Annotated in this window: 21 protein-coding genes; 14 read left to right on the plus strand and 7 right to left on the minus strand. The window is 75.3% G+C overall.

All coding sequences use genetic code 11. The features are described from left to right. The first annotated feature begins 90 nt into the window (after positions 1-90). Positions 91-696, plus strand: coding sequence for a class I SAM-dependent methyltransferase (locus tag ACLQ22_RS22025; RefSeq protein WP_425693976.1), 606 nt, complete (start codon positions 91-93; stop codon positions 694-696). Positions 697-749: 53 nt separating this feature from the next. On the opposite strand, the gene eccB is transcribed toward ACLQ22_RS22025, so the two are convergent. Beyond that, a complete protein-coding gene (gene eccB, locus ACLQ22_RS22030) occupies positions 750-2,135 on the minus strand; it encodes a type VII secretion protein EccB (protein ID WP_425693977.1) in 1,386 nt (461 codons plus the stop codon). A gap of 215 nt (positions 2,136-2,350) precedes the next feature. Between eccB and ACLQ22_RS22035 the strand changes: the two genes are divergently transcribed. The 4 genes from ACLQ22_RS22035 (at position 2,351) to ACLQ22_RS22050 (ending at position 5,809) form a co-directional block, all read left to right on the plus strand. Then, entirely contained in the window at positions 2,351-2,620 is a 270-nt protein-coding gene (locus ACLQ22_RS22035) for a metal-sensitive transcriptional regulator (RefSeq protein WP_089000744.1), read from the plus strand. A 136-nt stretch (positions 2,621-2,756) separates the two neighbouring features. Next, a complete protein-coding gene (locus ACLQ22_RS22040; protein WP_425693978.1) occupies positions 2,757-4,160 on the plus strand; it encodes an MBL fold metallo-hydrolase in 1,404 nt (467 codons plus the stop codon). Between the two features lie 141 nt (positions 4,161-4,301). Continuing rightward, positions 4,302-4,907 (plus strand): rhodanese-like domain-containing protein, encoded by a 606-nt coding sequence (locus tag ACLQ22_RS22045; RefSeq protein WP_425693979.1) that lies wholly within the window; start codon positions 4,302-4,304, stop codon positions 4,905-4,907. After that, complete coding sequence (locus ACLQ22_RS22050; RefSeq protein ID WP_425693980.1) at positions 4,904-5,809, plus strand: sulfite exporter TauE/SafE family protein; 906 nt, start codon at positions 4,904-4,906, stop codon at positions 5,807-5,809. The genes ACLQ22_RS22045 and ACLQ22_RS22050 overlap by 4 nt, the downstream gene beginning before the upstream one ends. Before the next feature lie 9 nt (positions 5,810-5,818). Here ACLQ22_RS22050 and ACLQ22_RS22055 read toward each other — a convergent pair whose 3' ends face one another. After that, entirely contained in the window at positions 5,819-6,823 is a 1,005-nt protein-coding gene (locus ACLQ22_RS22055) for a zinc-binding dehydrogenase (RefSeq protein WP_425694021.1), read from the minus strand. A 133-nt stretch (positions 6,824-6,956) separates the two neighbouring features. Between ACLQ22_RS22055 and ACLQ22_RS22060 the strand changes: the two genes are divergently transcribed. The 3 genes from ACLQ22_RS22060 (at position 6,957) to ACLQ22_RS22070 (ending at position 9,793) form a co-directional block, all read left to right on the plus strand. After that, complete coding sequence (locus ACLQ22_RS22060; RefSeq protein ID WP_425693981.1) at positions 6,957-7,670, plus strand: spermidine synthase; 714 nt, start codon at positions 6,957-6,959, stop codon at positions 7,668-7,670. A 117-nt stretch (positions 7,671-7,787) separates the two neighbouring features. Next, positions 7,788-7,964 carry a hypothetical protein gene (locus ACLQ22_RS22065; protein ID WP_425693982.1) on the plus strand — a complete coding sequence of 59 codons (177 nt, stop codon included), beginning with the start codon at positions 7,788-7,790 and terminating at the stop codon, positions 7,962-7,964. Positions 7,965-8,098: 134 nt separating this feature from the next. After that, a complete protein-coding gene (locus ACLQ22_RS22070) occupies positions 8,099-9,793 on the plus strand; it encodes a long-chain-fatty-acid--CoA ligase (protein ID WP_425693983.1) in 1,695 nt (564 codons plus the stop codon). A 132-nt stretch (positions 9,794-9,925) separates the two neighbouring features. Here ACLQ22_RS22070 and ACLQ22_RS22075 read toward each other — a convergent pair whose 3' ends face one another. Then, positions 9,926-10,291, minus strand: coding sequence for a hypothetical protein (locus tag ACLQ22_RS22075; RefSeq protein ID WP_425693984.1), 366 nt, complete (start codon positions 10,289-10,291; stop codon positions 9,926-9,928). Positions 10,292-10,341: 50 nt separating this feature from the next. Beyond that, entirely contained in the window at positions 10,342-12,159 is a 1,818-nt protein-coding gene (locus ACLQ22_RS22080; RefSeq protein ID WP_425693985.1) for an acyl-CoA dehydrogenase, read from the minus strand. Between the two features lie 502 nt (positions 12,160-12,661). On the opposite strand from ACLQ22_RS22080, the gene ACLQ22_RS22085 reads away from it, so the two are divergent. Then, positions 12,662-14,254 (plus strand): pectate lyase family protein, encoded by a 1,593-nt coding sequence (locus ACLQ22_RS22085; protein WP_425693986.1) that lies wholly within the window; start codon positions 12,662-12,664, stop codon positions 14,252-14,254. Positions 14,255-14,434: 180 nt separating this feature from the next. Here the strand turns inward: ACLQ22_RS22085 and ACLQ22_RS22090 are convergent, their stop codons facing one another. From ACLQ22_RS22090 to ACLQ22_RS22100, 3 genes are all read right to left on the minus strand, one after another. Then, entirely contained in the window at positions 14,435-15,607 is a 1,173-nt protein-coding gene (locus tag ACLQ22_RS22090) for an alanine--tRNA ligase-related protein (RefSeq protein ID WP_425693987.1), read from the minus strand. A gap of 257 nt (positions 15,608-15,864) precedes the next feature. After that, positions 15,865-17,007: a fatty acid desaturase family protein gene (locus tag ACLQ22_RS22095; protein ID WP_425693988.1), complete on the minus strand. Its 1,143-nt coding sequence runs from the start codon at positions 17,005-17,007 to the stop codon at positions 15,865-15,867. 14 nt (positions 17,008-17,021) lie between these two features. Next, positions 17,022-18,113: a ferredoxin reductase gene (locus ACLQ22_RS22100; RefSeq protein ID WP_425693989.1), complete on the minus strand. Its 1,092-nt coding sequence runs from the start codon at positions 18,111-18,113 to the stop codon at positions 17,022-17,024. A gap of 85 nt (positions 18,114-18,198) precedes the next feature. On the opposite strand from ACLQ22_RS22100, the gene ACLQ22_RS22105 reads away from it, so the two are divergent. The 5 genes from ACLQ22_RS22105 to ACLQ22_RS22125 all read left to right on the plus strand — a co-directional run bounded on the left by ACLQ22_RS22105 (position 18,199) and on the right by ACLQ22_RS22125 (position 25,223). Then, positions 18,199-19,437: a PucR family transcriptional regulator gene (locus tag ACLQ22_RS22105; protein ID WP_425693990.1), complete on the plus strand. Its 1,239-nt coding sequence runs from the start codon at positions 18,199-18,201 to the stop codon at positions 19,435-19,437. Between the two features lie 248 nt (positions 19,438-19,685). Further along, complete coding sequence (locus tag ACLQ22_RS22110; protein ID WP_425693991.1) at positions 19,686-21,080, plus strand: hypothetical protein; 1,395 nt, start codon at positions 19,686-19,688, stop codon at positions 21,078-21,080. A gap of 170 nt (positions 21,081-21,250) precedes the next feature. Beyond that, positions 21,251-22,159, plus strand: a complete 909-nt coding sequence (locus ACLQ22_RS22115) for a transporter substrate-binding domain-containing protein (protein ID WP_425693992.1) — start codon at positions 21,251-21,253, stop codon at positions 22,157-22,159. A gap of 14 nt (positions 22,160-22,173) precedes the next feature. Then, positions 22,174-23,043, plus strand: coding sequence for a hypothetical protein (locus ACLQ22_RS22120; protein ID WP_425693993.1), 870 nt, complete (start codon positions 22,174-22,176; stop codon positions 23,041-23,043). Beyond that, positions 23,040-25,223, plus strand: a complete 2,184-nt coding sequence (locus ACLQ22_RS22125; RefSeq protein ID WP_425693994.1) for a tetratricopeptide repeat protein — start codon at positions 23,040-23,042, stop codon at positions 25,221-25,223. The genes ACLQ22_RS22120 and ACLQ22_RS22125 overlap by 4 nt, the downstream gene beginning before the upstream one ends. The last annotated feature ends 20 nt before the right edge of the window (positions 25,224-25,243 follow it).

Here is a 25,243-nt window from a genome sequence, read left to right on the forward strand (position 1 = left end):
CCGGCCTGACCGGCCCGCGGCACCGCCAGGGCGTTCCCGTCGTCCGCCCCGCCGCCGCGGGAGCACCGGGGACCCGGCTACGGTGGCGGCATGGGAAACCCGACCCGATGGGAGACCGAAACCGGTCCGGAGCACTCGCAGTGGTACATCGACCGGTTCCGCCGGCTGGCCGCCGAGGGGGCCGACCTGGCCGGCGAGGCCCGGCTGCTGGACGCGATGGTCGCGCCCGGGTCCCGGATCCTCGACGCCGGCTGCGGCACCGGCCGGGTGGGCGCGGCCCTGGCCGACCGGGGCCACAGCGTGGTCGGGGTGGACGCCGATCCGGCGCTGGTCGAGGCCGCCCGCGCCGATCACCCGGGCCCGCGCTGGCTGGTCGCCGACCTGGCGGAGCTGGACCTGGCGGCGGCCGGCGAACCGGAGCCGTTCGACGCGGCGGTCGTGGCCGGGAACGTGCTGGCCTTCGTCGCTCCCGGCACCGAGCGGGAGGTGCTCCGTCGCGTCGCCGCCCACCTGCGGCCCGACGGCGTGCTGGCGGTCGGCTTCGGCACCGACCGGGGCTACCCGCTGACCGGGTTCGACGCCGACGCGGTCGCCGCCGGCCTGCGGCTGGAGCACCGCTTCGCCACCTGGGACCTGCGCCCGTGGCGCGACGACGCCGACTTCGCCGTCACCGTGCTGCGCCGCCCCGCCGACTGAACCCCGCGCCGGACCGGCCGGCGGGGCCGGTCGAGCCCGGGCGGGCGGCGCGCTCAGGCGGGGGCGGCGACGACCCGCGCGGCGGCCGGGTCGAGCGTGGCGCCGGCGGGGACCAGGGCGACCAGGCTGGCCGGCAGCCGCACCGGCCGCACGTCGCGGTAGCCGAGCGTGCCCAGCACCTCGCCGCCGGCGAGGACGTAGCGCCGGCCCAGGTCGGTGACCACGGAGACCGCGCCGCCGGTCGCGCCGGGCGCCGCGACCGCCTCGACCACCGCGCCGCGGCCCGGCTCCACCACGACGTGGTCGGCGCGCACCCCACCCCCGGCCGCCGGGGCGGTGCGCGGCGCGGCGGCGAGGTCGGGCAGCCGCACGCCGAGCCGGACCTCCGCGACGCCGCCGTCGTCGCCCACCCGGGCGCAGAGCCCCGTCCCGTCGGCGGCGGCCAGCCGGGGCGGCGCGGTCGGCGGGGCGGTGGGGCCCGTCGGGGCGAGGTCGGGCAGCTTGGGCAGCGCCGCGAAGCGCCCGAGCGTGATCGGCTCCGGCTCGCGCTGGCCGGTGCGGGCCAGCAGCAGGCCGGCCTGCAACTCGGTGATGCCGGCCAGTCCGTCCCGCAGCGCGACGGCGTACTGCCGGCCGCCGCCGGAGTTGCGCACCAGGTAGACGTCGCCGATCCGCGCCCCCGACACCCGCGCGGAGCGCTCCCCCTCGGCCGGCAGGGCCAGCGGGGCGAGGTCGGCGCCGGCGGGCAGGCTGTTGAGCAGGGCCGGGGCCGCCGGGACCGCCCGGGCCCGGGTGGCCGCCAGGGCGGCCAGCACCCGGTTGGGGTCGCGTACCAGGTAGCGGTGCTGGTGCCAGACGAGGTGCAGCCCGCCGTCGGGGTGGCGCAGCAGCAGCGCGTCGTCGCCCAGGGCCCGGCCGCCGCCGGCGGTCGCGCCGATCAGCAGCGCCGAGCGGGGCGTCGTGCGGTCGGCCTCGGCGGCGACCGAGCAGACCGTCCACGGCGCGGTGGAGAGCCGGCCCCTGGCGGGCAGCGAGTCGGGGGCGTCGGCGATGCCCAGCGGCAGCCCGCGCGGCACCCCGTCGATGGCGCGCCGGGAGACGAGCACGGTCTTCGGCCGGTCCGCGCCGATGATCAGCAGGGCCGACGCGTAGTTGAGCACCGGGTGCAGCTTTTCTTCCCGGTAGACGAACCGGGCGCCGGACTCCTTCTCCACGATCACCGCGCCCGGGTCGCGCCACGTGCTGCCGCCCCCGGTGAAGAGGCCGTAGAGGGCGAAGCCGCCCAGGCCGATGGCCGCGACCAGCACGCTGGCCAGGCCGGCGCCGGCGAGCCGCCGGAACGGCGACTGCGCCGGGTCGGTCTCCCGCATCACCAGGGCGGCGACGGCCCGCTGGACGGTGAACTGGTACGAGTGCAGCTGGTCCTGCCGCGACGGCATCGCATCCCTTCCCGTGGGGCGGTCGGGGCACAGGATAAGCGTTGCGTCGATGCCCCGAGGACCCTGCGTCGCGGCGGCACCGGGATTCCGGTGTCGAGCCCCGGTGGTGCGAGCAGGATCACCGCGCGGACGCGGACGCCTCTCGCCGGAGGGGATAGCATGGGCATGTACGGGTACCCCCCGGGGTATGCGGGGAGAGAGCGAGGAGGCGCGCGGTGAAGCTGCGACCCGAGATGACGAGCGAGGCTCTGACCCGCCTGAAGCGGGCCCGGGGCCAGCTCAACGCGGTCATCGAGATGATGGAGACCGGCCAGGACTGCCGCGAGGCGCTGACCCAGCTCGCCGCGGTGTCGAAGGCGATCGACCGGGCCGGCTTCAAGATCATCGCCTCCGGCATGCGGCACTGCACCGCCGCCCGGGAGCGGGGCGACTCCCCGGAGATGACCGAGGAGGAGCTGGAGAAGCTCTTCCTCGCCCTCGCCTGACCGCCACCGAAAGAAGCGCATCGCACACGTTGCGTGACAGCGACGTGTGCGGGTAGACAGAGTGCACACGTCCACACACCCGACGTGTGTCCGCCGCATACCCCCCGGGGTATTTGATCCCACAAGGAGTTCGGCAATGGCAGTTGAGGTGTCCGTCATCGCGACGTCCTCGCTCGGCGACCGCAGCTACCTGGCCTCCGACGGCACGGTGGCGATCGTGGTCGACCCCCAGCGCGACATCGACCGGATCCTGTACCTGGCCGGCGAGAAGGGCGTGCGCGTCACCCACGTGGTGGAGACCCACATCCACAACGACTACGTCTCCGGTGGCCTGGAGCTGGCCCGGCTGACCGGGGCCCGCTACCTCGTCGCCGCGGACGACGAGGTCGACTTCGACCGGACGCCGGTCGCCGACGGCGACACCGTGCCCGTCTCCGGCGCGCTGCGGCTGCGGGTGCTCGCCACCCCCGGGCACACGTTCCACCACCTGTCATACGTGCTCGACGAGGCCGACGACTCCGGCTGGCGCCCGGTCGGCGTCTTCACCGGCGGCTCACTGCTGTTCGGCACCACCGGGCGCACAGACCTGCTCGGCGAGCAGCACGCGCACGAACTCGCCCACCACCAGCACGCCTCGGCCCGGCGCCTGGCCGACCTGCTGCCCGACGGCGCCGAGGTGTGGCCCACCCACGGGTTCGGCAGCTTCTGCTCGGCCGGCCAGTCCGACGCGTCCGAGTCGACCATCGGCCGGGAGAAGCGGGCCAACCCCGTGCTGCGGCTGGCCGCCGACGAGTTCGTCACCGAGACCCTCGCCGGGCTCGACGCCTACCCGGCGTACTACGCCCACATGGGCGTGGCGAACCTCGCCGGCCCGGCGCCGGTGGACCTCACCCCGATCACCCGGGCCGACGCCGCCGAGCTGCGGGAGCGGGTCGCCGCCGGCCAGTGGGTCGTCGACCTGCGCCACCGCAAGGCGTACGCCACGTCGCACCTGGCGGGCACCGTCGCCCTCGGACTCGACGGCCCGATGTCGACCTGGCTCGGCTGGCTCATCGACTGGGGCGCACCGCTCACCCTGCTGGCGGAGACCGAGGAGCAGGTCGCCGACGCCCAGCGCGAGCTGGTCCGCATCGGCATCGACCGGCCGGCCGCCCGGGCCACCGGCGACCCCGACCGGTGGTCCACCGAGCCGGGGCAGCTCCGCGAGCTGCGCATGGCCGACTTTCCCGCGCTGGCCGCCGCCCGGGCCGGCGACACCCCGGCGGGGCTGCCCGCCCCGGACGTGGTGCTCGATGTCCGGATGACCAACGAGTGGACCGCCGGTCACGTCGAGGGCGCCGTGCACATCCCCCTGCCCGACCTGCCCGGGCGCCTCGCCGAGGTGCCCGCCGGCACCATCTGGGTGCACTGCGGCTCCGGTTACCGGGCCACCGCCGCCGCCTCGCTGCTGGCCAACGCGGGCCGCGAGGTCGTCGTGATCGACGACAAGTTCGGCCGGGCCGAGGCCGCCGGGGTCGCCATGAGCCCCGGCGACGCCTGACCGACGCCACACCGCCGGCCCCCTCGCGTACGCGCCGGGCCGCCACCGGTCGTCCGCACGGCGACGCGCGCTCGCCGCCGATCGACGGCGGTCCGGCTCACCCTGCCCTTCCACGGGCGAGCCTTTGCTGAACGAGGAGAAATGACCACTTCACCGAACGCCCCGCCCACCACCCTCGACGCCGCCACGCTGCGCGAGCTGGTCGACTCCGGCCGCGCTCCCCGCATGCTGGACGTGCGCACCCCCGCGGAGTTCGAGACGGCCCACGTCCCCGGCGCCTACAACGTGCCGCTCGACGTGCTCAGGGAGCACCGCGAGGAGCTGCGGCGACACCTCGACGAGACCGTGGTGCTGATCTGCCGCTCCGGGGCCCGCGCCGCCCGGGCCGGGCAGGCCCTCGCCGGCGTCGGGCTGCCCGACCTCAGGATCCTCGACGGCGGGATGACCGCGTGGCAGGCCGCCCAGGGACCGGTCCGACGGGGCACGCCCCGCTGGGAGCTGGAGCGGCAGGTCCGCCTCGTCGCCGGCTCGATCGTGCTGCTCAGCATCCTCGGCTCGGTCTTCGTACCCGGCCTGAAGTGGGTCGCCGGCCTCATCGGCGCCGGGCTCACCTTCGCCGCCGTCACCGACACCTGCGCGCTCGGCATGCTGCTGGGCAGGCTCCCCTACAACCGGGGCGCGAGCTGCGACGTGGAGACCGTCGTCGGTCGGCTCGGGGCCCACCCGACGCCCCGGCCCCTGCCGTGACCGGCGACCTCGCGCTGACCGTCGCGCTGGCCGTCCTCATCGGGGTCAGCCTCGGCCTGCTCGGTGGCGGCGGGTCCATCCTCGCCGTACCGCTGCTGCTCTACGTCGCCGACCTGCCGGCGAGGGAGGCGATCGCCACCTCGCTGCTCGTCGTCGGGGTGACCAGCGCCGTGGGCGCGCTGCCGCACGCCCGGGCCGGCCGGGTGCGGTGGCGCACCGGCCTGCTCTTCGGGATCGCGGGCATGGCCGGCGCGTACGCCGGAGGCCGCCTGGCCGCGTTCGTCCCGGCCGCGCTCCTGCTCGCCGGCTTCGCCCTGATGATGCTCGCCACCGCGGCGGCCATGCTGCGCGGCCGGCGCGACGACGCGGGGCGGGAACGGCGCGAGCCCTCGACACCGCGGGTGCTCCTCGACGGCGTCGTGGTCGGGCTGGTCACCGGGCTGGTCGGCGCCGGCGGCGGGTTCCTGGTGGTGCCCGCCCTCGCCCTGCTCGGCGGCCTGCCGGTGCCGGTCGCCGTCGGCACCTCGCTCGTGGTCATCGCGATGAAGTCGTTCGCGGGGCTGGCCGGCTACCTGTCCACCGTCGACATCGATCCGGGCCTGGCCACCGCCGTGACCACCGCCGCCGTGGTCGGCAGCCTCGCCGGCGGCCGGCTCGCGGGGCGCGTCCGGGAGGACGTGCTGCGCCGCGCGTTCGGCTGGTTCGTGGCGACGATGGGCGTGCTCGTCCTGGCCGGGCAACTGCCCGCGCACCTGCGGACGGACCCCCGGCTGTGGACCGTCGCCCTGGCGACGGCGGCGACGGCGGTCGCGGTAGCGGTAGCGGGGGTGCGACGCCGGCGTCCCCGCCGGCCCGATGATCGGAGCCGGCCCGACCGCCGGAGCCGGCCCGACCGGACGTAGCGGGACCGCTCAGGGGCGCAGGATCAGCCGGATCGGGTCGCCCTGCTTGGTGTGCACCCGCCGCACCGCCTCCTCGGCGTCGGCCAGCGGCAGCACGTCGCTGATCGACGCCGACAGGTCGAGCCGGCGCTGCCGGGCCAGGGACACCAACTGCTCGACGTGCTCGGGCTCCGAGCCGTAGTGGCCGAGCACCGCCTGCTGGAAGTAGTTGAACGGGCTGTCCGAGGCGATCGTCACCGGCTTGTTGGCGATGCCCGCGAGGACCAGCCGGCCCCGGCGGGCGAGCACGGTCAACGCCTGCTCGCGTACGGCGGTCACCCCGGCGAAGTCGAACGCGACGTCCAGCCCTCGCCCGCCCGTCAACTCCAGCACGGTCTCGCGGAACGCGGCGTCGGCCGGGTCGAGCACCGCGTCGGCCCCCAGGGCCGACGCCCGGTCCCGCGCCGCCGCCAGCGGTTCCACCGCGATCACCGGGGCCGCGCCCACCAGGCGCAGCAGTTGGACGGCGTGCGCGCCCAGCCCGCCCACGCCCCACACCCCGACCGCCTCGCCGGGGCGGGTCCGCGCGGTGTCCGTCACCGCCGCCCAGGGGGTGGAGACCGCGTCGGGAATGATGCAGGCCTGCTCGAAGGGCAGGTCGTCCGGGATCGGCACCACCGTGTCCTCGCTGGCGACGACGTACTCGGCCCAGCCGCCGTCGTAGTCCACGCCCCGGGTCAGCACGGTGCCGCGCCGGTCCCGCTCCCCCGCCTGGAGCAGCACCCGCTGGCCGGGCTGCCAGCCCTCGACGTCGTCGCCGAACGCGTCGACCACCCCGGCGACCTCGTGCCCCAGCGTCACCACGTCGCCGGGCAGGTACAGCGGCGTGAGGGTGCCGTCGATCAGGTGCACGTCGGACAGGCAGACGCCCGCCGCCTCGACCCGGATGCGCACCTGCCCGTCCTGCGGCTCGGGCACCGGCACCGACTCCATCCGCAGCGCCCGTTCCGTCAGGTGCAGCCGTCCGGCCAGCATGTCCGCCACCGTGCGCCTCCTGCCCGGCCCCCCGGTGGGGTGGCCCTCGACGGGTAGGCATACCCGGCCGGGCGGGAGGAATGCGCGTGCCGGCCGCCGGGGCCCGGGGCGGCGGCGGGTAGCATCCGGGCCCGTGGGCGTGCGATTCGAGGAACTGGCCTGGCGGGAGACCCCGATCGGCCTCATCAGCCTGCGCCGGCGCCGCGACCCGTCGCTCGACGTCGAGGTGTACGAGGTCAAGCTCGACGACGAGTTCCTGATGTCCAGCCTCTTCCCCGTCGCGGAGATCGAGCTGGCCCGGCTGGGCCTGGCTCCCCTGTCCGGGCAGGGGCTCGACGTGGTCGTCGGCGGCCTCGGTCTCGGCTACACCGCCCGCACCGCGCTCTCCGACGACCGGGTCGGCTCGCTGCTGGTGGTGGAGGCGATCGAGGACGTCATCGACTGGCACCGCCGGGGGCTGCTGCCCTTCGCCGCCGGGCTGGCCGCCGACCCGCGTACCCGGTTCGTGCGGGCCGACTTCTTCGCCGCCGTGGCCGACGGCACCGGCTTCGACCCGCAGGAGCCGGGGCGGCGGTTCCACGCCGTGCTGCTCGACGTGGACCACTCGCCGCGCCACGTGCTGCACCCCGGCCACGCCCCCTTCTACACCGCCGACGGCCTGCGCCGGCTCGCCGCCCACCTGCACCCGGACGGGGTGTTCGCCCTCTGGTCGGACGACCCGCCCGATGCCGACTTCGAGGCGGTCCTCACCGCCGTGTTCCGCACCGCGCGGGCGCACGTCGTCCCGTTCGCCAACCCGCTGACCGGCGGGCAGTCGGCCAACACGGTCTACGTCGCCCAGCGCTGACGCGGCCCTGCGGCCCGTCGGGCCCGGGCATCGGGGTCGCGGCGGCATGGCCCGGGACGGACCGGGAAGGCGGGCCCGGAGGCCGCGCCACTGCGGCCGGAGTCACGGGAGGTGGACATGCGGAGCATGCTCTGGGTCGTCGGCGTCATCGCCGGCGCGCTCGTCCTGCTCGGGCTGCTGCTGGAGGCGGTCCGCTGGCTGGTGATCATCGGCGCGGTGGCGCTGGCCGTGGTCGTCGTCCTGGCGGTGGTCAAGGGACGGCAGGCGATGCGCCATTCCGCCGGGCGCCGCTGACGACGCCTGAGCGCCTGCTCGAGGCCGAGCCCCGGCGTGCCCGCGACCGGTGCCGCCCGGGGACCCCGGCCGCTACCTACGCGACCGTAGGTTACCGTGGGGTAGGCGATCGTACGCACGGGCGGAGGAGAGACATGGACCTGAGCGCGGACAGGCCCTGGCTGCGCAGCTACGCCCCGGGCGTACCGGCGACCGTCGCGCCGTCCGACGAGTCCCTGGTCGACCTGCTGCGCGACGCCGCCCGCCGGTTCGGCCCCCGGGTCGCCCTGGACTTCTTCGGCGCCGGCACCACGTACGCCGAGCTGGACGACCAGGTGCGCCGGGCGGCCGAGGCGCTGCGCCGGCTCGGCGTCGGCCGGGGCGACCGGGTGGCGCTGGTGCTGCCGAACTGCCCGCAGCACGTGGTCGCCTTCTACGCCGTGCTGCGACTCGGCGCGGTGGTGGTGGAGCACAACCCGCTCTACACCGCGCAGGAGCTCACCCGGCAGCTCGCCGACCACGGCGCCCGGGTCGCGGTGGTCTGGGACAAGATCGTCCCCCTCGTCCGCGACAGCGCCGGCGCGACGGCCGTCGAGACGGTGGTCGCGGTAGACCTCACCCGGGCGCTGCCCCGGCGCAAGCGGTGGGCGCTGCGGCTGCCGCTGGCCCGGGCGCGGGCCACCCGCGCGGCGATGACCGGGCCCGCGCCCGGGGCCCTGTCCTGGGAACGGATGGTCGCCGCGACCACCCCCCTCGACGCCGCGCACCCCGCCCCCGGCCCGGACGACACGGCGCTGTTGCAGTACACGGGCGGCACCACCGGCACGCCGAAGGGCGCCATCCTGAGCCACCGCAACCTGCGGACCAACGCGGCGCAGGGCCGCGCCTGGGTGCCGGGCCTGCGCGACGGCGAGGAGACGGTGTACGCGGTGCTGCCGCTGTTCCACGCGTACGGGCTGACGCTCTGCCTCACCTTCTCGGTGGGCATCGGCGCCACGCTGGTGCTCTTCCCCCGCTTCGACCTGGACCAGACGCTGGAGGCGGTGCGCCGCCGGCCGCCGACCTTCCTGCCCGCCGTCCCGCCGATCTACGAGAAGCTCGCCACGGCCGCCCGGGAACGCGGGGTCGATCTCTCCTCGGCCCGGTACGCCATCTCCGGCGCCATGGCGCTGCCCCCGGCGACGGTCGAGCTGTGGGAGTCGGTCACCGGCGGGCTGCTCGTCGAGGGCTACGGCATGACCGAGACCTCCCCCGTCGCGCTCGGCAACCCGGTCTCCCCCGCCCGCCGGCCGGGCACGGTCGGCGTGCCGTTCCCGTCCACCGACATCCGCATCGTCGACCCCGAGGACCCGTCGCGCGACCGCGCCCCCGGCGAGGCGGGCGAGCTGCTGATCCGGGGGCCGCAGGTGTTCGCCGGCTACTGGAACCGCCCGGCGGAGACGGCGGCGGCGCTGCTGCCCGACGGCTGGCTGCGCACCGGGGACGTCGTGGTGGCCGACGCCGACGGCTTCGTCAGCGTGGTCGACCGGATCAAGGAGCTGATCATCACCGGCGGGTTCAACGTCTACCCGTCGGAGGTGGAGGACGCGCTGCGCCGCGTCCCCGGCGTCCGCGACGCCGCGGTGGTCGGCCTGCCCGGCGAGCACGGCGGCGAGGAGGTGGTGGGGGCGGTCGTCCTGGACGAGGGCGCCGAGCCGCCCGACGAGGCGGACGTCCGGGCGGCGTGCCGGCGACACCTGGCCGGGTACAAGGTGCCCCGCCGCGTGGTCGTCGTCGAGGACCTGCCCCGCTCCCAGATCGGCAAGGTCCTGCGCCGCGAGGTCCGCGACCGGCTGCTCGCCGACGGCTGACACCGCCGCCGCCCGGCCGTCCGTGGTGGGCGACGCGGTGTCGGAGGTCAGGCGGTGCAGCCGCGGGTGGTGCGGTTCGGGGCGGCCGGCACCCCGTCGGGCGTCATCGCGGTTGCCCCGGCCGCCGCCCGGTCAGGCGACGGGTGGGCCGGCCCGCAGGACGCGCCGGGCCCGGCGGCGGTCGAGCCACCGTGGCTCGGGCGGGTCCGTCGGATCGACGCCGGTGGTCAGGTCCAGCAGGATCAGCACCCAGAAGCCGGCCGCGCTGAGCATGTTGCGGGCCCGGCCCGGTTCCGGCGCTCCCGGCGGCAGCACGACCTGCGCCCACCGCCAGGCCACCCAGGCGATCTCCCGGTCCGGGTGGTGCCGTCCGGAGCGGCTGAGCAGCCGGACCTCGCGTCGCGCGGGAGCCGGCAGCCGCCACCAGCGCCGCAGGATCTCCAGCCGTTCCTCGGCGCCGTCGGCGGGCGGTGGGGCGGTCACGTCACCGGGGTTCATGGCTGGCAAGGATAGGCGGGCCGCGCACCGGCGGTCCCGACGGGCGGCGGTCAGAACCAGTCGTCGCGCATCTCCAGCGTGGTCCGGTCGAGGCTGTCCAGCAGGTCGAACTGCGGGCCGGTGCGGGGCAGCTCGTGTCGGAAGAAGTACCGGGCGGCCTGCCGCTTGCCGGCGTGCAGGTCGGCGTCCGGGCCGTCGCCGGGGCCGCCGGCCGCCTCGACGACGAGCAGCTGCTCCAGCCACATCCACGCGATCACCACGTGGCCGACCGCCTCCAGGTAGACGCTGGCGTTGGCCAGCGCCACCTCCGGGTCGCCGGTGCTCCACAGCCGCCGGGTGACCAGGGCGACCCGGTCGAGGGCGGCGCCGAGCGAGGCGGCCAGCTCGGCGGCCTCGCCCCCGGCCTTCCACGCGCGGGCGGTCGTGGCCCGGACCGTCTCCACCAGCAGCGCCAGCCCGGCTCCGTCGCGCATGGTGACCTTGCGCCCCAGCAGGTCCAGCGCCTGGATGCCGTGGGTGCCCTCGTGGATCGGGTTGAGCCGGTTGTCCCGCCAGTGCTGCTCGACGTCGTAGTCGCGGGTGTAGCCGGAGCCGCCGTGCACCTGGATGGCCAGGTCGTTGGCGGCCAGGCACCACTGCGACGGCCAGCTCTTCGCGATCGGGGTGAGCACGTCCAACAGCAGCCGCGCCCGCTCCCGGTCCGCCGCCTCCGGCGCGGTGTGCTCCTCGTCGAGCAGCCGACCGCAGTAGAGGACGAGCGCCAGGGCGCCCTCCACGTAGCTCTTCTGCGCCAGCAGCATCCGTCGTACGTCCGGGTGGGCGACGATGGGCACCTGCGGCGTGCCCGGGTCCTTGTCGGCCAGCGGGCGGCCCTGCGGCCGCTGCCGGGCGTACGCGAGGGACTTGAGGTAGCCGGTGTAGCCGAGGGCGGTGGCGCCGGCCCCCACCCCGATGCGCGCCTCGTTCATCATGTGGAACATCTGCGCCAGTCCCTGGTGTGGCTCGCCGACCAGGTAGCCGACCGCGCCGGGGCGCCCGCCGGGCCGGTGCACGCCCTCGCCGAAGTTGAGCAGCGTGTTGGTGGTGCCCCGGTAGCCCATCTTGTGGTTGAGGCCGACCAGCACGACGTCGTTGCGGGCGCCGAGCGCGCCGTCGTCGCGCAGCAGCACCTTCGGGACGATGAACAGCGAGATCCCCTTCACCCCGGGCGGGCCGCCGGGGATCCGGGCGAGCACCAGGTGGACGATGTTCTCCGACAGCTCGTGGTCGCCGCCGGAGATCCACATCTTGGTGCCGTGCAGCCGGTACGTCCCGTCGTCCTGCGGCTCGGCGCGGGTGGTGATGTCGGCCAGCGAGCTGCCGGCCTGCGGCTCGGAGAGGCACATCGTGCCGAAGAAGCGCCCCTGCACCATCGGCCGGACCCAGGTGTCGATCTGCTCGGGGCTGCCGTGCGCCAGCAGCAGGTTGGCGTTGCCGAGGGTCAGCAGCGGGTACGCGGAGGTGCCGACGTTGGCGGCCTGGAGCCAGGCGAAGCAGGCGGCCCGTACGACGTGCGGAAGCTGCATGCCGCCGACCGACGCGTCCATGCCGGCGCCCAGCAGCCCGGTCTCGGCGAAGACGTCGAGGGCCTGCTTGACCTGCGGGATGGTGTGCACCCGGCGGCCGTCGAAGGTGGGCTCGGCGAGGTCGGCGGCCCGGTTGTGCGGGGCGAACCGCTCGGCGGCGACCCGCTCGGCGAGTTCCAGCACGGCGTCGAAGGTCTCCCGGGAGTGCTCGGCATAGCGGTGCCGCTCGGTCAGCCGGGTCACGTCCAGCCAGTCGTGCAGCAGGAAGCGCAGGTCACGACGGGAGAGCAGGGTGGACGACACGGGTCTCCTTCCGTCGACGGGCGGGCCGTCGGCCGCGGCGCGGCCCGGCATGCCCTCGCGCAGGTCATCCTGACTGATCCGGCCGGCCGCCGCACCACCCGACGCCGGTGGCCGGCGGGCGGGGCGCGGCGACCGCCGCCGGCCGCCGGGGCGGGCGGATCAGGTCATAACACCATCATCCGGATAGGTTCTTGCCATAGCGATAGACAGGTCCCTATCCTCGCTGGAAAGCGCTTTCCGGGACACGGGCGACGGCACCACCACAGGCGGAACGGGCGGAAGCACGGTCAGGGCGGCCTCGCGGTCGACGCTGCCGACCTCGACGGGTCGAGGCCGGAGCGGAACCGCCGACCCGATCCACATCGAGAAGAGCACCCCCACAGCCGGGTCGACGAGCGACCCGTCCGGCGACCGGCGACACGTCGGCAGCCACGACGGCGCCGCCGGCAGGACACGGCTCGTGGCAGCAACACCCGGCATTTCACACGAAGGTGAGGCGAAGATGAGACGACCAGTCGCACTGCGACTCCAGGTGGCACTGGCCACGACAGCCGTCGGGGCCGCGATCGGCGTGGCGGTCCTGCCGACGCAGGAGGCGTCGGCGGCCGCCGGCGCCGCCACCGGTTACGCGACCCAGAACGGCGGGACCACCGGCGGCGCGGGCGGACAGACGGTACGGGTCAGCACGGGCACCGGGATCCACACGGCCCTGTGCACCCGGGCCAGCAGCAGCACCCCGATCATCATCGAGGTCCAGGGGACCATCAACCACGGCAACACCACCAAGGTGTCGGGCGCCAGCTGCAGCACCGCCGACGGCGTGATCGAGCTCAAGCAGATCAGCAACGTCACGATCATCGGGGTCGGCACCGGAGCCGTCTTCGACCAGCTGGGCATCCACATCCGCGAGTCCCGCAACATCATCATCCGGAACGTGACCATCCGGAACGTCAAGAAGTCCGGCTCGCCCACCTCCAACGGCGGTGACGCCATCGGCATGGAGAGCGGCGTCCGCAACGTCTGGGTGGACCACGCCACCCTGGAGGCCTCGGGCGGGGAGTCGGAGGGCTTCGACGGCCTCTTCGACATGAAGGACAACACCCAGTACGTCACCCTGTCGTACAGCATCCTGCGCAACTCCGGCCGCGGCGGCCTCATCGGCTCCAGCGAGAGCGACCGCTCGAACGGCTTCGTCACGTTCCACCACAACCTGTACGAGAACATCGACTCCCGCACGCCCCTGCTGCGCGGCGGCATCGCCCACATCTACAACAACCACTACGTGAGCCTGCACGAGTCCGGCATCAACTCGCGGGCCGGGGCCAAGGCCAAGGTGGAGAACAACTACTTCCGCAACTCCAAGGACGTCCTGGGCACGTTCTACACCAGCGAGGCCGGCTACTGGCAGGTCGCCGGCAACGTCTTCGACAACGTGACCTGGTCCAGCCCCGGCACCGACAACAACCCCGCCGGGCCCAACCCGCAGTCCAACACCAGCGTCAGCATCCCGTACCCGTACAGCCTGGACGGGGCCGCCTGCGTGCCGGACGTCGTGCGCCAGACGGCGGGCGCCAACACGGGCCTGCGGGAGTCGAACGGCAGCTGCTCGCCGCAGACCCCGGCACCGACGCCGACCACCCCCGCGCCGGGGCCGACCACCCCCACGCCGGGCCCCACCAGCCCGACGCCGGCGCCCACCAGCCCGACGCCGGGACCGACCCAGCCCGGTGGCACCAACCTCAGCATCGGGGCCGGCTCCGACGGCTCCAGCAAGGCCGACGGCACGAGCTATGGCAACGTGCGCGACGGCAGCCTGAGCACCCACTGGTCGCCGGCCGGCGCGACCGGCGACATCTCGATCAAGTGGGGTTCCGCCACCACGGTGTCCCGGGTCGTCATCCGTGAGCCGTCGGGCACCCAGGGCAGCATCGGGTCCTGGCAGCTCGTCAACCACGCCAACGGCGCCGTCCTGGCCGCCGGCAGCGGGGCGGGCGTCATCGCCTTCCCCGCGACGTCACTGACCAAGATCACCTTCAGGGTCACCAGCTCGGGCGGCGCGCCGAAGGTCGCCGAGTTCGAGACCTACGCCGGGTAGCGGCCGTCTCCCGCTGCCGTCCGGGACCGGTGACCCCGGTCCCGGACGGCAGCGGCGGCCCACCGGGCGTCGGCACGGCGCGGGCAGCACCCGCCACCGTCCCGGACGGCAGCGGCGACCCGCCCGGCGTCGACACGGCGCGCACCGCCCGCCACCGGTGCGCCGCGACGGGCGACGCGGTCAGGCCACCTCGGCCAGCAGGCCGTCGACGAGCTCGCGCGGCAGCCCGTGGGTGTCGTGCAGGTCGCGGTAGTCCTCCTCGGTCAGCGGTCCCCGGGACCGGCGCCGGGAGACCACCGGCCGCCCGCGCCGCAGCAGCTCCCGGAACCGCCGTTCCTCGCCGGAGAACACGTCCCGCACCTCGTCGACGGTGACGGACTGCCGGAACCCGTCGAGGGTGTGCCGTACCGGCCCGGTCGGCAGGTCGGACAGGGTCCTGGACGCGTCGTCGCGCCACAGCGTGGTGAGCGTGCGGCGCAACAGCCGGCGCAGCACGTAGCCGCGGCCGGTGTTCGAGGGCCGTACGCCGTCGCCGACCACCACCACGCCCGTGCGCAGGTGGTCGCCGACCAGGCGCAGCGCCCCGTCCCGCAGGCCCCACACGTCGGACACGCCGCGCGCCCACGGCACGAGGCCCTCGCCCTCGTGGACCGAGCGGTGCCCGCGCAGCACCATCTCCAGCCGTTCGAGGCCCATCCCGGTGTCCACGTTGGGCTGCCGCAGCGGCGACAGCCGACCGTCGGGGTGCCGGTGGTAGCGCATCCCCACGTGGTTCCAGACCTCCATCCACCGGTCGTCGGTGCCGGGGGTGCCGTGGGGCGGGCCCTCGCCGGTCCAGAGGAAGATCTCCGTGTCGGGCCCGCACGGCCCGGTCGGCCCGTTGGACCACCAGTTCTCCTCCCCGGTCAGCTCCACGGGCAGGCCCAGCTCCCCCCACGTGCGCAGCGACGGCTCGTCCGGGCCGACCTGGTCGTCGCCGCCGAAGACCGTCACGTGCATCCGGTCGTGCGGCACGCCGAAGCCGTCGCGCAGCAGCTCGTAGCCCCACCGCAGGCTGCGCGGCAGGTCGTAGTCGCCGAGCGACCAGGAGCCCAGCATCGAGAACAGGGTCAGGTGGGTCGGGTCGCCCACCTCGTCCAGGTCGGTGGTGCGCAGGCAGCGCTGCACGTTCACCAGCCGCCGGCCCAGCGGGTGGGGCCGACCCTCCAGGTAGGGGGTCAGGGGGTGCATCCCGGAGGTGGTGAAGAGCACCGGGTCGCCCGGCGGCGGGATCAGGGAGCCGTCGGGCACGAGTTCGTGGCCGCGCTCGCGGAAGAAGTCGAGGAAGGTGCGGCTGATCGGGTCGTACGTCATGGCGGTGGCCTTTCCGGGTCAGACGACCGGAAAGGGTCCGCCGCCGGGGACCGGCGGGCCGACGGATACGAAGAAGCCGGCGGACCGTTTCCGGTCGCCGGCGGGTGTTGGTGGGGTCAGGCGGCGGCGACCGACGAGCGCGAAGCTCGCGCGGCCGCGGCGGCGAAGAGGTGCCTGATCTCCATGCCCCGACTGTACGCGGACGCCGGCGCCGCCGCCCAGCGCGTTTCGTGGCGGGCGGCGGCGCCGGCGGCGGGTCAGACCCCGGACGCGGCGAGGGCCGGCGCGGGGCGGTCGTCGACCCGGCGGGGCGCCTTCCGGTTCGGCAGCGACAGCCGGACGACCTTCTTCCAGGCGGAGAAGACCTGCCGGGGCAGCGAGCCGGTGGTGTACTTCAGCCCGTAGCGGTCGAACAGGGCCCGCACCTCGGGGGCGATCTCCTGGTAGCGGTTGCTGGGCAGGTCCGGGAAGAGGTGGTGCTCGATCTGGAACGACAGGTTGCCGGTCATGATGTGCATCAGCCGGCTGCCGCTGATGTTGGCCGAGCCGAGCATCTGCCGCAGGTACCACTCGCCGCGGGTCTCGCCCTCGATCGAGCGCCTGGAGAAGGTCTCCACGCCCTCCGGGAAGTGCCCGCACATGATCACGGAGTGGCTCCACAGGTTGCGCAGGAGGTTGGCGGTGAAGGTGGCGGCCAGCGTGTGCAGGAACGAGGGCCCCGACAGCAGCGGGTGCACCACGTAGTCCTTGAGCACCTGACGGCGGATCTTGCGGCCCACGGCGCGCGCCCGGGCCCGGAACTCCGGCTTCTTGTGCCGGCCCTTGCGCAGGTTGCGCCCCAGCTCCAGGTCGTACGCGGCGATGCCGTACTCGAAGAAGCAGGCGTTGATGAAGTTCCACAGCGGCTGGCCCAGGTGGAACGGGTGCCACCGCTGGTCCTCGTCGACGCGCATGATGCCGTAGCCGAGGTCGTTGTCCTTGCCGAGGACGTTCGTGTACGTGTGGTGCAGCTCGTTGTGCGAGTGCTTCCACTGGTCGGCGGGCGAGACGTGGTCCCACTCCCAGGTGGTGGAGTGGATCTTCGGGTCGCGCATCCAGTCCCACTGGCCGTGCAGGACGTTGTGGCCGACCTCCATGTTCTCCAGGATCTTCGCCACCGTCAGGCCGGCCGTGCCCACGATCCAGGCGGGCGGGAAGAGGGAGAACAGCAGCACGACCCGGCTGCCCAGTTCCAGCTTGCGCTGCGTCGAGATGACCCGGCGGATGTACGCGGCGTCCCGCTCGCCCCGGTCGGCGACCACCCTGGCGCGGATCGCGTCGAGTTCCCTGCCGATGGTCTCGATGTCCTCGGCGCTCAGGTGGGCGATCGGGTTGTCGGGCTTGTTCTGGATCACGGTCACGTCGGGTACTCCGGTCAGTGGTCGAGGTCGCAGGGGCCGGCGGCGGCCGACACGCAGGTCTGGATGCGGACGCCGTCACCGGGCACCGCCGTGGTCAATTCCCCGTTGCGCAGGTCCCGAACCGCGCCCTGGCGCAGCGGCAGGACGCAGCCGAAGCAGATGCCCATCCGGCAGCCCGAGGGCATCAGCACCCCGGCGTTCTCGCCGGCGTCGAGCAGCGGGGTGGCGCCGTCGGCGTCGACGGTGACGCCCGAGCGGGCGAAGGTGACGGTGCCGCCCTCGCCGGGCGAGATGACGGTCGGCCGGAACCGCTCGGTGTGCAGCCGGTCGCCGTGCCCCGCGGCCGTCCAGTGCGCCTCCAGGGCGTCGAGCAGGCCGAGCGGGCCGCAGGCCCAGGTCTCCCGGTCGAGGTGGTCGGGCACGAGACGGTCGAGGTCGGCCACGGTGAGCAGCCCGTCGGTGTCGGTGTGCCGCTCCACCAGCCGGATCGCGCCCCGCGCGGCCAGGTCCCGCAGCTCGGCGCCGAAGATCACGTCGGCCGGGGTGGGCGCCGAGTGCACCACGACGACGTCGGCGTCGCCCGGCACGCCGGCGCGCAGCATCCCCATCACGGGGGTGACACCGCTGCCCGCGGTCACGAAGAGCACCCGGGCCGGCGGCCGGCCCGGCAGCACGAAGTCGCCCTGGGCCTGGTCGAGCTGGACCAGCGTCCCGGGCCGGGTCCGGCGGACGAGGTGGTTGCTGACGACCCCGTCGGGGATGGCCTTCACGGTGACCGAGATCGGCGCGCCCCGGCGGGCGGGGGCCGAGGTGACCGAGTAGGCCCGCCACTGGCGTACGCCGTCGACGTCGACGCCGAGGCGGACGTACTGCCCGGGGGTGTGCCCGCGCCAGTCGCGGCCGGGCCGGATCACCAGCGTCGCCGCGTCGGCGGTCTCGGGGCGCACGGCGAGGATCCGGCCGCGCAGGTCCGCGCCGGAGCGCAGCGGGGCGACCATGTCGAGGTAGTCGTCGGGCAGCAGCGGGGTGGTGACCGACGCGGCCAGCCGAAGGATCCGGCCCCGCAGGGCCGCCTTCCCGGAGGGGTTCGGGACGGTGGTGGTCATGATTCGATGGTCGCCCGCAGAATGGCATAAAATCTTGACCTGCGAAGGTGAACCGGACGAGGCTTTTTGTGCGGAGGGAACAAACGTGTCCGAACGCTCCGAGGCCACGCGGCGCGCGGCCCGCCTCGAGTTGGACGCCCGGGTGGCCGGCGCGCTGCACGACCGGCTGCCCCTGCTCGCCGAGCGCACGGTGACCGCCATCACCGCCGAGGTGCCGAGCTACTCCGGCGCCCTGACCGGCCAGATGCGCGAGAAGATCGAGACGGCGGTGCAGATCGCGCTCGGCACGTTCCTCCAGCTCATCGGGCGTACCCAGGGCGGCGACCCGAGCACCCCGCTCGTCGGCGCGCTGGAGGCCGCGTACGCCCTCGGCAGCGGGGAGGCGCGCTCCGGCCGCAGCATGGACGCCCTGCTCGCCGCGTACCGCGTCGGCGCCCGGGTCTCCTGGCGGGAGATGTCCACCACCACGGTGCAGGGCGGGTCGTCGGCCGCCACCGTCGCCGAGTTCGCCGAGCTGATGTTCGCGTACATCGACGAGCTCTCCGCCGCCAGCGTGGCCGGCCACGCCGACGAGCTGGCCAGCGCCGGCCGGGCCCGGCGACGCAACCTGGAGCGGCTCACCCAGCGGCTGCTCGCCGGGGAGCCCGAGGAGGCCCTGCTGCGCAGCGCCGAGCGGGCCGACTGGCCGCCGCCGCAGACCCTCACCGTCGTCCTGCTGCCCCGGGCCAACCTGCGCGCGGCGCTCGCGCGGCTGCACCCGCACACCCTGGAGAGCGGCGACGACCTTCCGGCGGGCGGGGCGGGCGATGACCTTGCGGTGCTGCTGGTGCCCGACACGCACGGCGACCGGCGGCGGCAGCTCGCCCGGGTGCTGCACGGCCGCCGCGCCGTGCTCGGCCCCGCCCGGCCCTGGGCCCTGGTCGCCTCGTCCTACCAGCGGGCGGTCCGGGCCCTGTCGCTCGGCCTGCGCCCGGCCGACGACGGGCCGGCGCTGGACACCGAGGAGCACCTCGCCGAGCTGGTGCTGAGCACCGACCCGGAAGGGCTCGCCGACCTGCGCGCCCGGGTCCTGGCGCCGCTCGCGGCACTGCCGCCCGGCACCGCCGACCGGCTCGCCGAGACCCTGCGCTCCTGGCTGCTGCACCAGGGCCGGCGCGACGACGTGGCCGCCGACCTCTTCGTGCACGCGCAGACCGTCCGCTACCGGATGGGCAAGCTCCGCGAGCTGTACGGCGAGCGCCTGACCGACCCGGCGACCGTCCTCGACCTCACCCTCGCCCTGGCCTTCCCGCCCCGGACCGTGGCCGACGACCCACCGCCCTGACCGGACCGGCCGCTTCATGCCGTGGTCGGACGGTGACGCTGAGGTCAGATACCGGACATACGCGTGCCACCCGTGCACCCCGGATGCCACCCTGGTCCTCCCCCGCCCGCGCTCACCCACCCGGCTGCCGGCCTGCGCCGAAGGCCGCCGGTGTGACCGCCCGGCGGGGCGGACGGGGCCGTCTCCGGTACCGCGACGCCTTCCGCCAGGAGGCCGCCGGAGGGCCCACGGCGAGCGGGAGGACGGGCATGGCGTCGCACACGGGGGACGAGGCCGGGGTCGACCGGCCGGCTCCGGCCAGCCGGCCGACACGCTCCGGTGGCACGGGCCGGCTCCGCGACGCGCTCCGGACGACCCCGGCGCTGATCGTGCTCAGCGGCGCCGTACTGGTCGCCGCGCTGGCCGCCACCGCCGCCGTCGCCGTGCAGTCCCGCGCGTCGGCCACCACGCTGGGCGAGCGGTCCGCGGCGACCGCCGTGGGCACCAGCACGACCGCCCGGCAGATCTACCAGGGCCTCGCCGACGCCGACGTCGCCGCCAGCGCCGTCTTCCTGCTGCCGCCCGCCGAGGACCGGCGGGCCCCGCTGGTGGCCGCCTACGACGCGTCCGTGCACGAGGTGGAACGCACGCTGACCGACTCGATGGGCAACGCCGTCGGCGACCCGGACCGCCTGACCCGGCTGGCGACCATCGCCGCCCGGTTGCAGGTCTACCGCGACGTGGTGTGCTCCGCCCTGCGGGTCGCCGGTCCGCTCTCCGCGGCGACCACGGGCAACCGGCAACCCTGCCCGCCGGCCGGGGCGGCGGAGCAGGCCGGGACGGGCAGTCCGGCGGCCCGCGCGGTGCTCGCCTCGGCCTACGCGCGGGAGGCGTCGCACTACATGTCGACCGAGCTGCTCACCGCGGCCCAGGGCCTGTGGAACTACGACACCAGGCTGCTGCTCGACGCCCGCGCCGACGCCCGACGCTGGCTGGCCGCGTCCGTGCTGGTGCCGCTGGGCACCCTCGCCGCCCTGGTGGTGGTGCAGGTGTGGCTGCGCCGGCGGACCCGGCGCCGGCTGAACGCGGGCCTGCTGCTGGCCTCGGTGGGCACCACCGCCGTCCTGGCCATGCTGGTCTCCTCGTGGTGGCACTGGCCGGACGCCGACCGGGGCTTCCCGGAACTGGAACGGGCGATCGACGCGCAGAGCGCCACCCAGCAGCGGCTCGGCGCCCTGCTCGCCGGCCGGGCCGACGTCTACCTGGGGCTCGGCGCGAGCGTCGACCCGGCCGGGCACAAGGCGGACTTCGACGGCCGGGACCTCTGCTTCGACCCGGCCGTCGGGCGGGAACCGCCGAAGGACCGGATCGACTGCACCGCCCTGACGGAGGACGTCTGGCCGGCCCGGCAGATCAAGACGCCCAACGCGTTCCGCGCCGCGGTCGACACCGTGCTCGCCGAGGGATCGGCGGGCCGGGCGTTCGTCGCCGCCGAGGGGCACCTGCTGACCGAACTGACCACCCGCAACGAGGAGGTCTCCCGGATGGTCGCCGACCTGCCCGAGGCGCGCCGCCACCTGGGCGGCCCGGCCGCCTGGGTCACCCTGCTCGCCGCCGCCAGTGTGGTGGCCGGGCTGCGCCAGCGCCACCTGGAGTACCAGTGACCGTGTCCCGGCGGACTCCGAGGCGGACCCGACGCCGGGTCGCGTCGCTCGCGCTCCTGGCGGCGCTGGCCGGGTGCGCCGCGCCCGCGACGCCCGCTCCCGCGCCCCCCGCGCGGCCACCGGGGGTGGCCACGACGCCGACCACCGACGCGACCGGCGGGGTCTGCCCGGTGCGCAGCAGCCTCCCGCCCAATCCGACGCCGCCGCGCCGGATCCTCGACAGGGGCGCACTGGTCGCGGGCGTGGACCCGTCCGACGCCACCATGAGCCACTGGGACGCCAGCACCCAGCGGTTCGAGGGTTTCAACATCGAGCTGATGCTGGCGGTGGCCCGCGCCCTCTGGCCGGCCGACGACCCGCGCAACCGGCTCACCTTCAAGGCGGTGCCGCCCGGTCAGGGCGCCTTCACCATGCTCGACAAGGGTGAGATCGACGTCGTCGCCACGTCGCTGACCGCGTCCTGCGAGCGGGCCCGGCGGGTGCTGTTCTCCAACGACTACCTCGACTCCGGGCAGACGGTGCTGGTCCGCAGGCACGCCGACGGCACGCCCGAGTTCGCGGGCATGGAACAGCTCGGCGGCCGGCGGGTCTGCGCCGCCACGAACACCACCTCGCTGGCGATGATCGCCGGCTACCGCACCACGGGAGGCCTGCGGCCGGTCCCGGTGCACGCTCCGCACCCGGTCGACTGCCTGGTCATGCTGCGTCAGGGCCAGGTCGACGGGGTCAGCACCGACGACAACATCCTGCTGGGCTTCGCCCGGATGGCCCCGGACACGACGCTGGTGACCGAGGCGCCCCGGTCGGAACGGCGGTCCTGCGCGTACCACCGCGACGAGAACTGCACGTGGTTCACCGACGAGCCGCACGCCTTCGCGTTCCGCCTGACCGACGGCCGGGACCTGGTCGCGTTCGTCAACCACGTGCTGGCGCAGCCGCGTACGGCCGTGGTGTGGCAGCAGGCCCACGACCGGTGGCTCGCCGGCCACCGGGACCGGGGCATGCCGTCGCCGGGGCCGGTCACCACCGTGTGGCCGCCACCGGACCCCGCGCCGGCCACCCCCCGGCCGGCCGACTGATGGGCGGTGGGCGAATGGCCGTGCGGGAGAGTCTCGACGCCACCCTGGCCGCGCACGCCTGGGTCTGCGAGCACCTGCTCGACGTGCAGCAACTGGTGACGGACGCCTTCCGGCAGCCCGACGGTCCGGCCGCCGCGCCCGCGCAGGAGGCCCGGGAGCTGCTGCACCGGCTCGGCTGCCTGTCGCTGGCCCTCGACCGGCTGGTGGACGACCTCGACGGGATCGACCGGTCGACGGACGCGGGCGAGCAGGCCCTGGCCCGGCTGCTGGCCGACCCGTGCCAGGTCCGGTTCACCGCGGCCACCGGCGAGCCGGTGCAGGTGCAGGCGATGGGTGTCCAGGAGATCCTGGTCGCGGCCCGCGAACACGTGGCCCGGATCCGCCGGATCGTCGACGCGTACGGCCGCGACCGACTGGCGGTCCGGGCCCAGCGGCTGCGCTCCTCCGTCGAGCGGCTCCGGCAGCTCGCGACGGAGGCCGCCGGCGAAGGGCTGGGCGACGGGACGGATCCCCTGGCGGCGCTCGCGGTCGACGGGCTGCTGGACCGGCTGACCGCCGCCGAGGCGGCGGGCCGTGGCCAGTGGTGGCGGGGGGACGTCCAGCCGGAACACGACGACGGGTCCCTGCGGGCCGCCGTCGACCGCGCGGTCGAGCGGACCGACACCGCGCGGCGCCGGCTGCGCCGGGGCTGCCACGCGGAGCTGACCGGCCGGCTGGAGGCGTACCGGCAGAAGGCCGCCGACGAGGGCCGGGCCGAGCATCCGCAGGTCGAGCGGGCCTACCGGGAGGCGCTCGCCGCGCTGCGCCCCGACGCCTTCGCCGTCACCGCCGCGAGCCGGGCGGTACGGGCCTACCAGCGGACCGTGAACGGGGGTACGCGATGACGGCGAGCCGCGGCTGCGCGGAACGCAACTGCCCGGGCACCGTCGACCAGGACGGGTTCTGCCGGCTGTGGGGGCACGAGTGCGTCGGGGCCGGCGCGGGTGCCGGGCCCGGCGCCGTCGGCGGGCCGGTCCGGCTCGCGGAGGCCGACCCACGGCCGCTGCGGACGACGTCCCGGCCGTGGGAGCGACCGGCCGTGCTGCCGACCGCGCGGCCCCACGACCCCCTGACGGCGGTGGTGTCGCAGCCGGTCGTGCCCGAGCACTCCCGCTACTGCGGCAACACCAGGTGCCCCCGCCACCGCGGTCCCCGGCTGCCCCGAGTCGCCGGCTTCTGCCCCGACTGCGGCACCCGGTACTCCTTCACCCCGCCCCTGGCCGACGGCGACCTGCGCGCCGGGCGCTACCGGATCGAGGGCTGCCTGGGCAACGGCGGGGTCGGCTGGGTGTTCCTCGCCCGGGACGAGGACATGGACGGCGCCTGGCGGGTGCTGAAGGGGCAGCGCAACCCGGAGGACCGGGAGGCCATCGCGGCGTTCGTCGCCGAACGGCAGGCGCTGATCGCGCTGAACCACCCGAGGATCGTCACCATCACCCACGCGCTGCGGCCCGAGTCCGACCGGGACGCCGGCTACCTGGTGATGGAGTACGTCAACGGCGGCACCCTGGAGGAGGCGCGCAGCGCGGCCGGCCCGGGCGGCGGGTCCTGCGCCGTGGACGCGGCGCAGGCGCTGGGCTACGCCGTGCAGATCCTCGACGCCTTCGAGTACCTGCACGACCAGGGGTGGCTGTACTGCGACCTGAAGCCCGAGAACGTGATGCGGGTCGGCGGCCAGGGCACCAACGACCCGATCAAGCTGGTCGACTTCGGCGCGGCCCGCCGGATCGACAACACGGTGAGCCCGGCGTGGGGCACCGTGGGCTACACCGCGCCGGAGGTGGAGCGGCTGGGACCCGCCGGTCCGAGCGTGCGGTCGGACCTCTACACCGTCGGCCGGACGCTGGCCGCGCTGACCCTGGTGCCCCGCTCCACCGAGGTGACCCGGATCCCGCCGGGGCAGGACGTGCTGCGGCTGCCCGTGCCCGCGCGGCTCGACCCGTTCCTGCGGCTGCTCGCCCGCGCCACCGCCGCCGAACCGGAGGACCGGTTCGCCTCGGCGGCCGAGATGCGCGAACAGGTCCGTGGGGTACGACGCCAGGTCAGCTCGGCGACCGACGGCGTGCCCCGGCCGACCCGGTCCACCCTGTTCAGCCCGTCCGCGTGCGCCTTCGCCCTGCACACCGACCGCGACGCCCTGGACGTCGTGGAGATCATGCTCGGCCTGCCCGTACCCCTGGTCGACGGCGCCGACCCGGCCGCCGGGTTCCTCGCCTCGCTCGGCTCCGCCGACCCGGCTGAGCTCATCGAGCTGTTGCGGACCGCCCCGGAACGGACCGCCCAGGTGACCTACCGCGCCGTCCGGGCCCACCTCGCCACCGGGCGGGTGGACGAGGCCGGCCCGTTGCTCGCCGACTTCCCCGAGGAGTTGCGGGACTGGGCACTGTGGTGGCACCGCGGCCTGGTGGCCCTGGTGGGGCGGGACGGCGCCACCGCCCGACGCTGGTTCGGACAGGTCTACGGCTGGCTGCCCGGCGAGGTGTCCACGCGGCTCGCGTACGCGGTGGCCTGCGAACTCGACGGTGACCCGCGCACGGCGGCCGACCACTACCGGGGGGTGTGGGACGCCGACCCGGGCGTGGTGGGCGCGGCGTTCGGGCTGGCCCGCTGCCTGCTGGAGACGGCGGACGCGCGCAGCGCGGCGGACGCCCTGCTGCGGGTGCCGGAGTCCTCCCGCGCCTCGACGGCGGCGGTGACCTGCGCGGTGCGGATCCTGCTCGACGCGCCGGACGACGGGCACCGGCTCGACACGGCGCTCGACGCCGCCGCGATCGTCGACAAGCTGCCCCCGTTCGGCGAACGCGAGGAGGTGGAGGCGCACATCCTGCGGATCGCGCTGGACTGCGACCTGACCGAGGGTCGCCACGGCGGCCGGCGGCTGTTCGGTCACCGGCTCGACGAGGACGCCCTCCGCCGCGCCTTCGAGCGCCGCTGCCGCTCCCGCGCCCGGCGCACCGCCGACCGGCGCGAACGGATCGCGCTCGTCGAACTGGCCAACGCGTACCGGCCGGTGACGTGGTGGTGATCCCGGCCGCCGGCCCCGAC

The sequence above is a fragment of the Micromonospora sp. DT178 genome, assembly GCF_049841695.1.
Taxonomy (GTDB): Bacteria; Actinomycetota; Actinomycetes; order Mycobacteriales; family Micromonosporaceae; genus Micromonospora.

What these genes read in the sequence shown, in the direction of transcription:
- ACLQ22_RS22025 (WP_425693976.1), top strand. Translation starts at nt 91, where the DNA reads ATGGGAAACCCGACCCGATGGGAGACCGAAACCGGTCCGGAGCACTCG.
- eccB (WP_425693977.1), bottom strand. Translation starts at nt 2,135, where the DNA reads ATGCCGTCGCGGCAGGACCAGCTGCACTCGTACCAGTTCACCGTCCAG.
- ACLQ22_RS22040 (WP_425693978.1), top strand. Translation starts at nt 2,757, where the DNA reads ATGGCAGTTGAGGTGTCCGTCATCGCGACGTCCTCGCTCGGCGACCGC.
- ACLQ22_RS22045 (WP_425693979.1), top strand. Translation starts at nt 4,302, where the DNA reads ATGACCACTTCACCGAACGCCCCGCCCACCACCCTCGACGCCGCCACG.
- ACLQ22_RS22055 (WP_425694021.1), bottom strand. Translation starts at nt 6,823, where the DNA reads ATGCTGGCCGGACGGCTGCACCTGACGGAACGGGCGCTGCGGATGGAG.
- ACLQ22_RS22065 (WP_425693982.1), top strand. Translation starts at nt 7,788, where the DNA reads ATGCGGAGCATGCTCTGGGTCGTCGGCGTCATCGCCGGCGCGCTCGTC.
- ACLQ22_RS22070 (WP_425693983.1), top strand. Translation starts at nt 8,099, where the DNA reads ATGGACCTGAGCGCGGACAGGCCCTGGCTGCGCAGCTACGCCCCGGGC.
- ACLQ22_RS22075 (WP_425693984.1), bottom strand. Translation starts at nt 10,291, where the DNA reads ATGAACCCCGGTGACGTGACCGCCCCACCGCCCGCCGACGGCGCCGAG.
- ACLQ22_RS22085 (WP_425693986.1), top strand. Translation starts at nt 12,662, where the DNA reads ATGAGACGACCAGTCGCACTGCGACTCCAGGTGGCACTGGCCACGACA.
- ACLQ22_RS22090 (WP_425693987.1), bottom strand. Translation starts at nt 15,607, where the DNA reads ATGACGTACGACCCGATCAGCCGCACCTTCCTCGACTTCTTCCGCGAG.
- ACLQ22_RS22100 (WP_425693989.1), bottom strand. Translation starts at nt 18,113, where the DNA reads ATGACCACCACCGTCCCGAACCCCTCCGGGAAGGCGGCCCTGCGGGGC.
- ACLQ22_RS22110 (WP_425693991.1), top strand. Translation starts at nt 19,686, where the DNA reads ATGGCGTCGCACACGGGGGACGAGGCCGGGGTCGACCGGCCGGCTCCG.
- ACLQ22_RS22120 (WP_425693993.1), top strand. Translation starts at nt 22,174, where the DNA reads ATGGCCGTGCGGGAGAGTCTCGACGCCACCCTGGCCGCGCACGCCTGG.
- ACLQ22_RS22125 (WP_425693994.1), top strand. Translation starts at nt 23,040, where the DNA reads ATGACGGCGAGCCGCGGCTGCGCGGAACGCAACTGCCCGGGCACCGTC.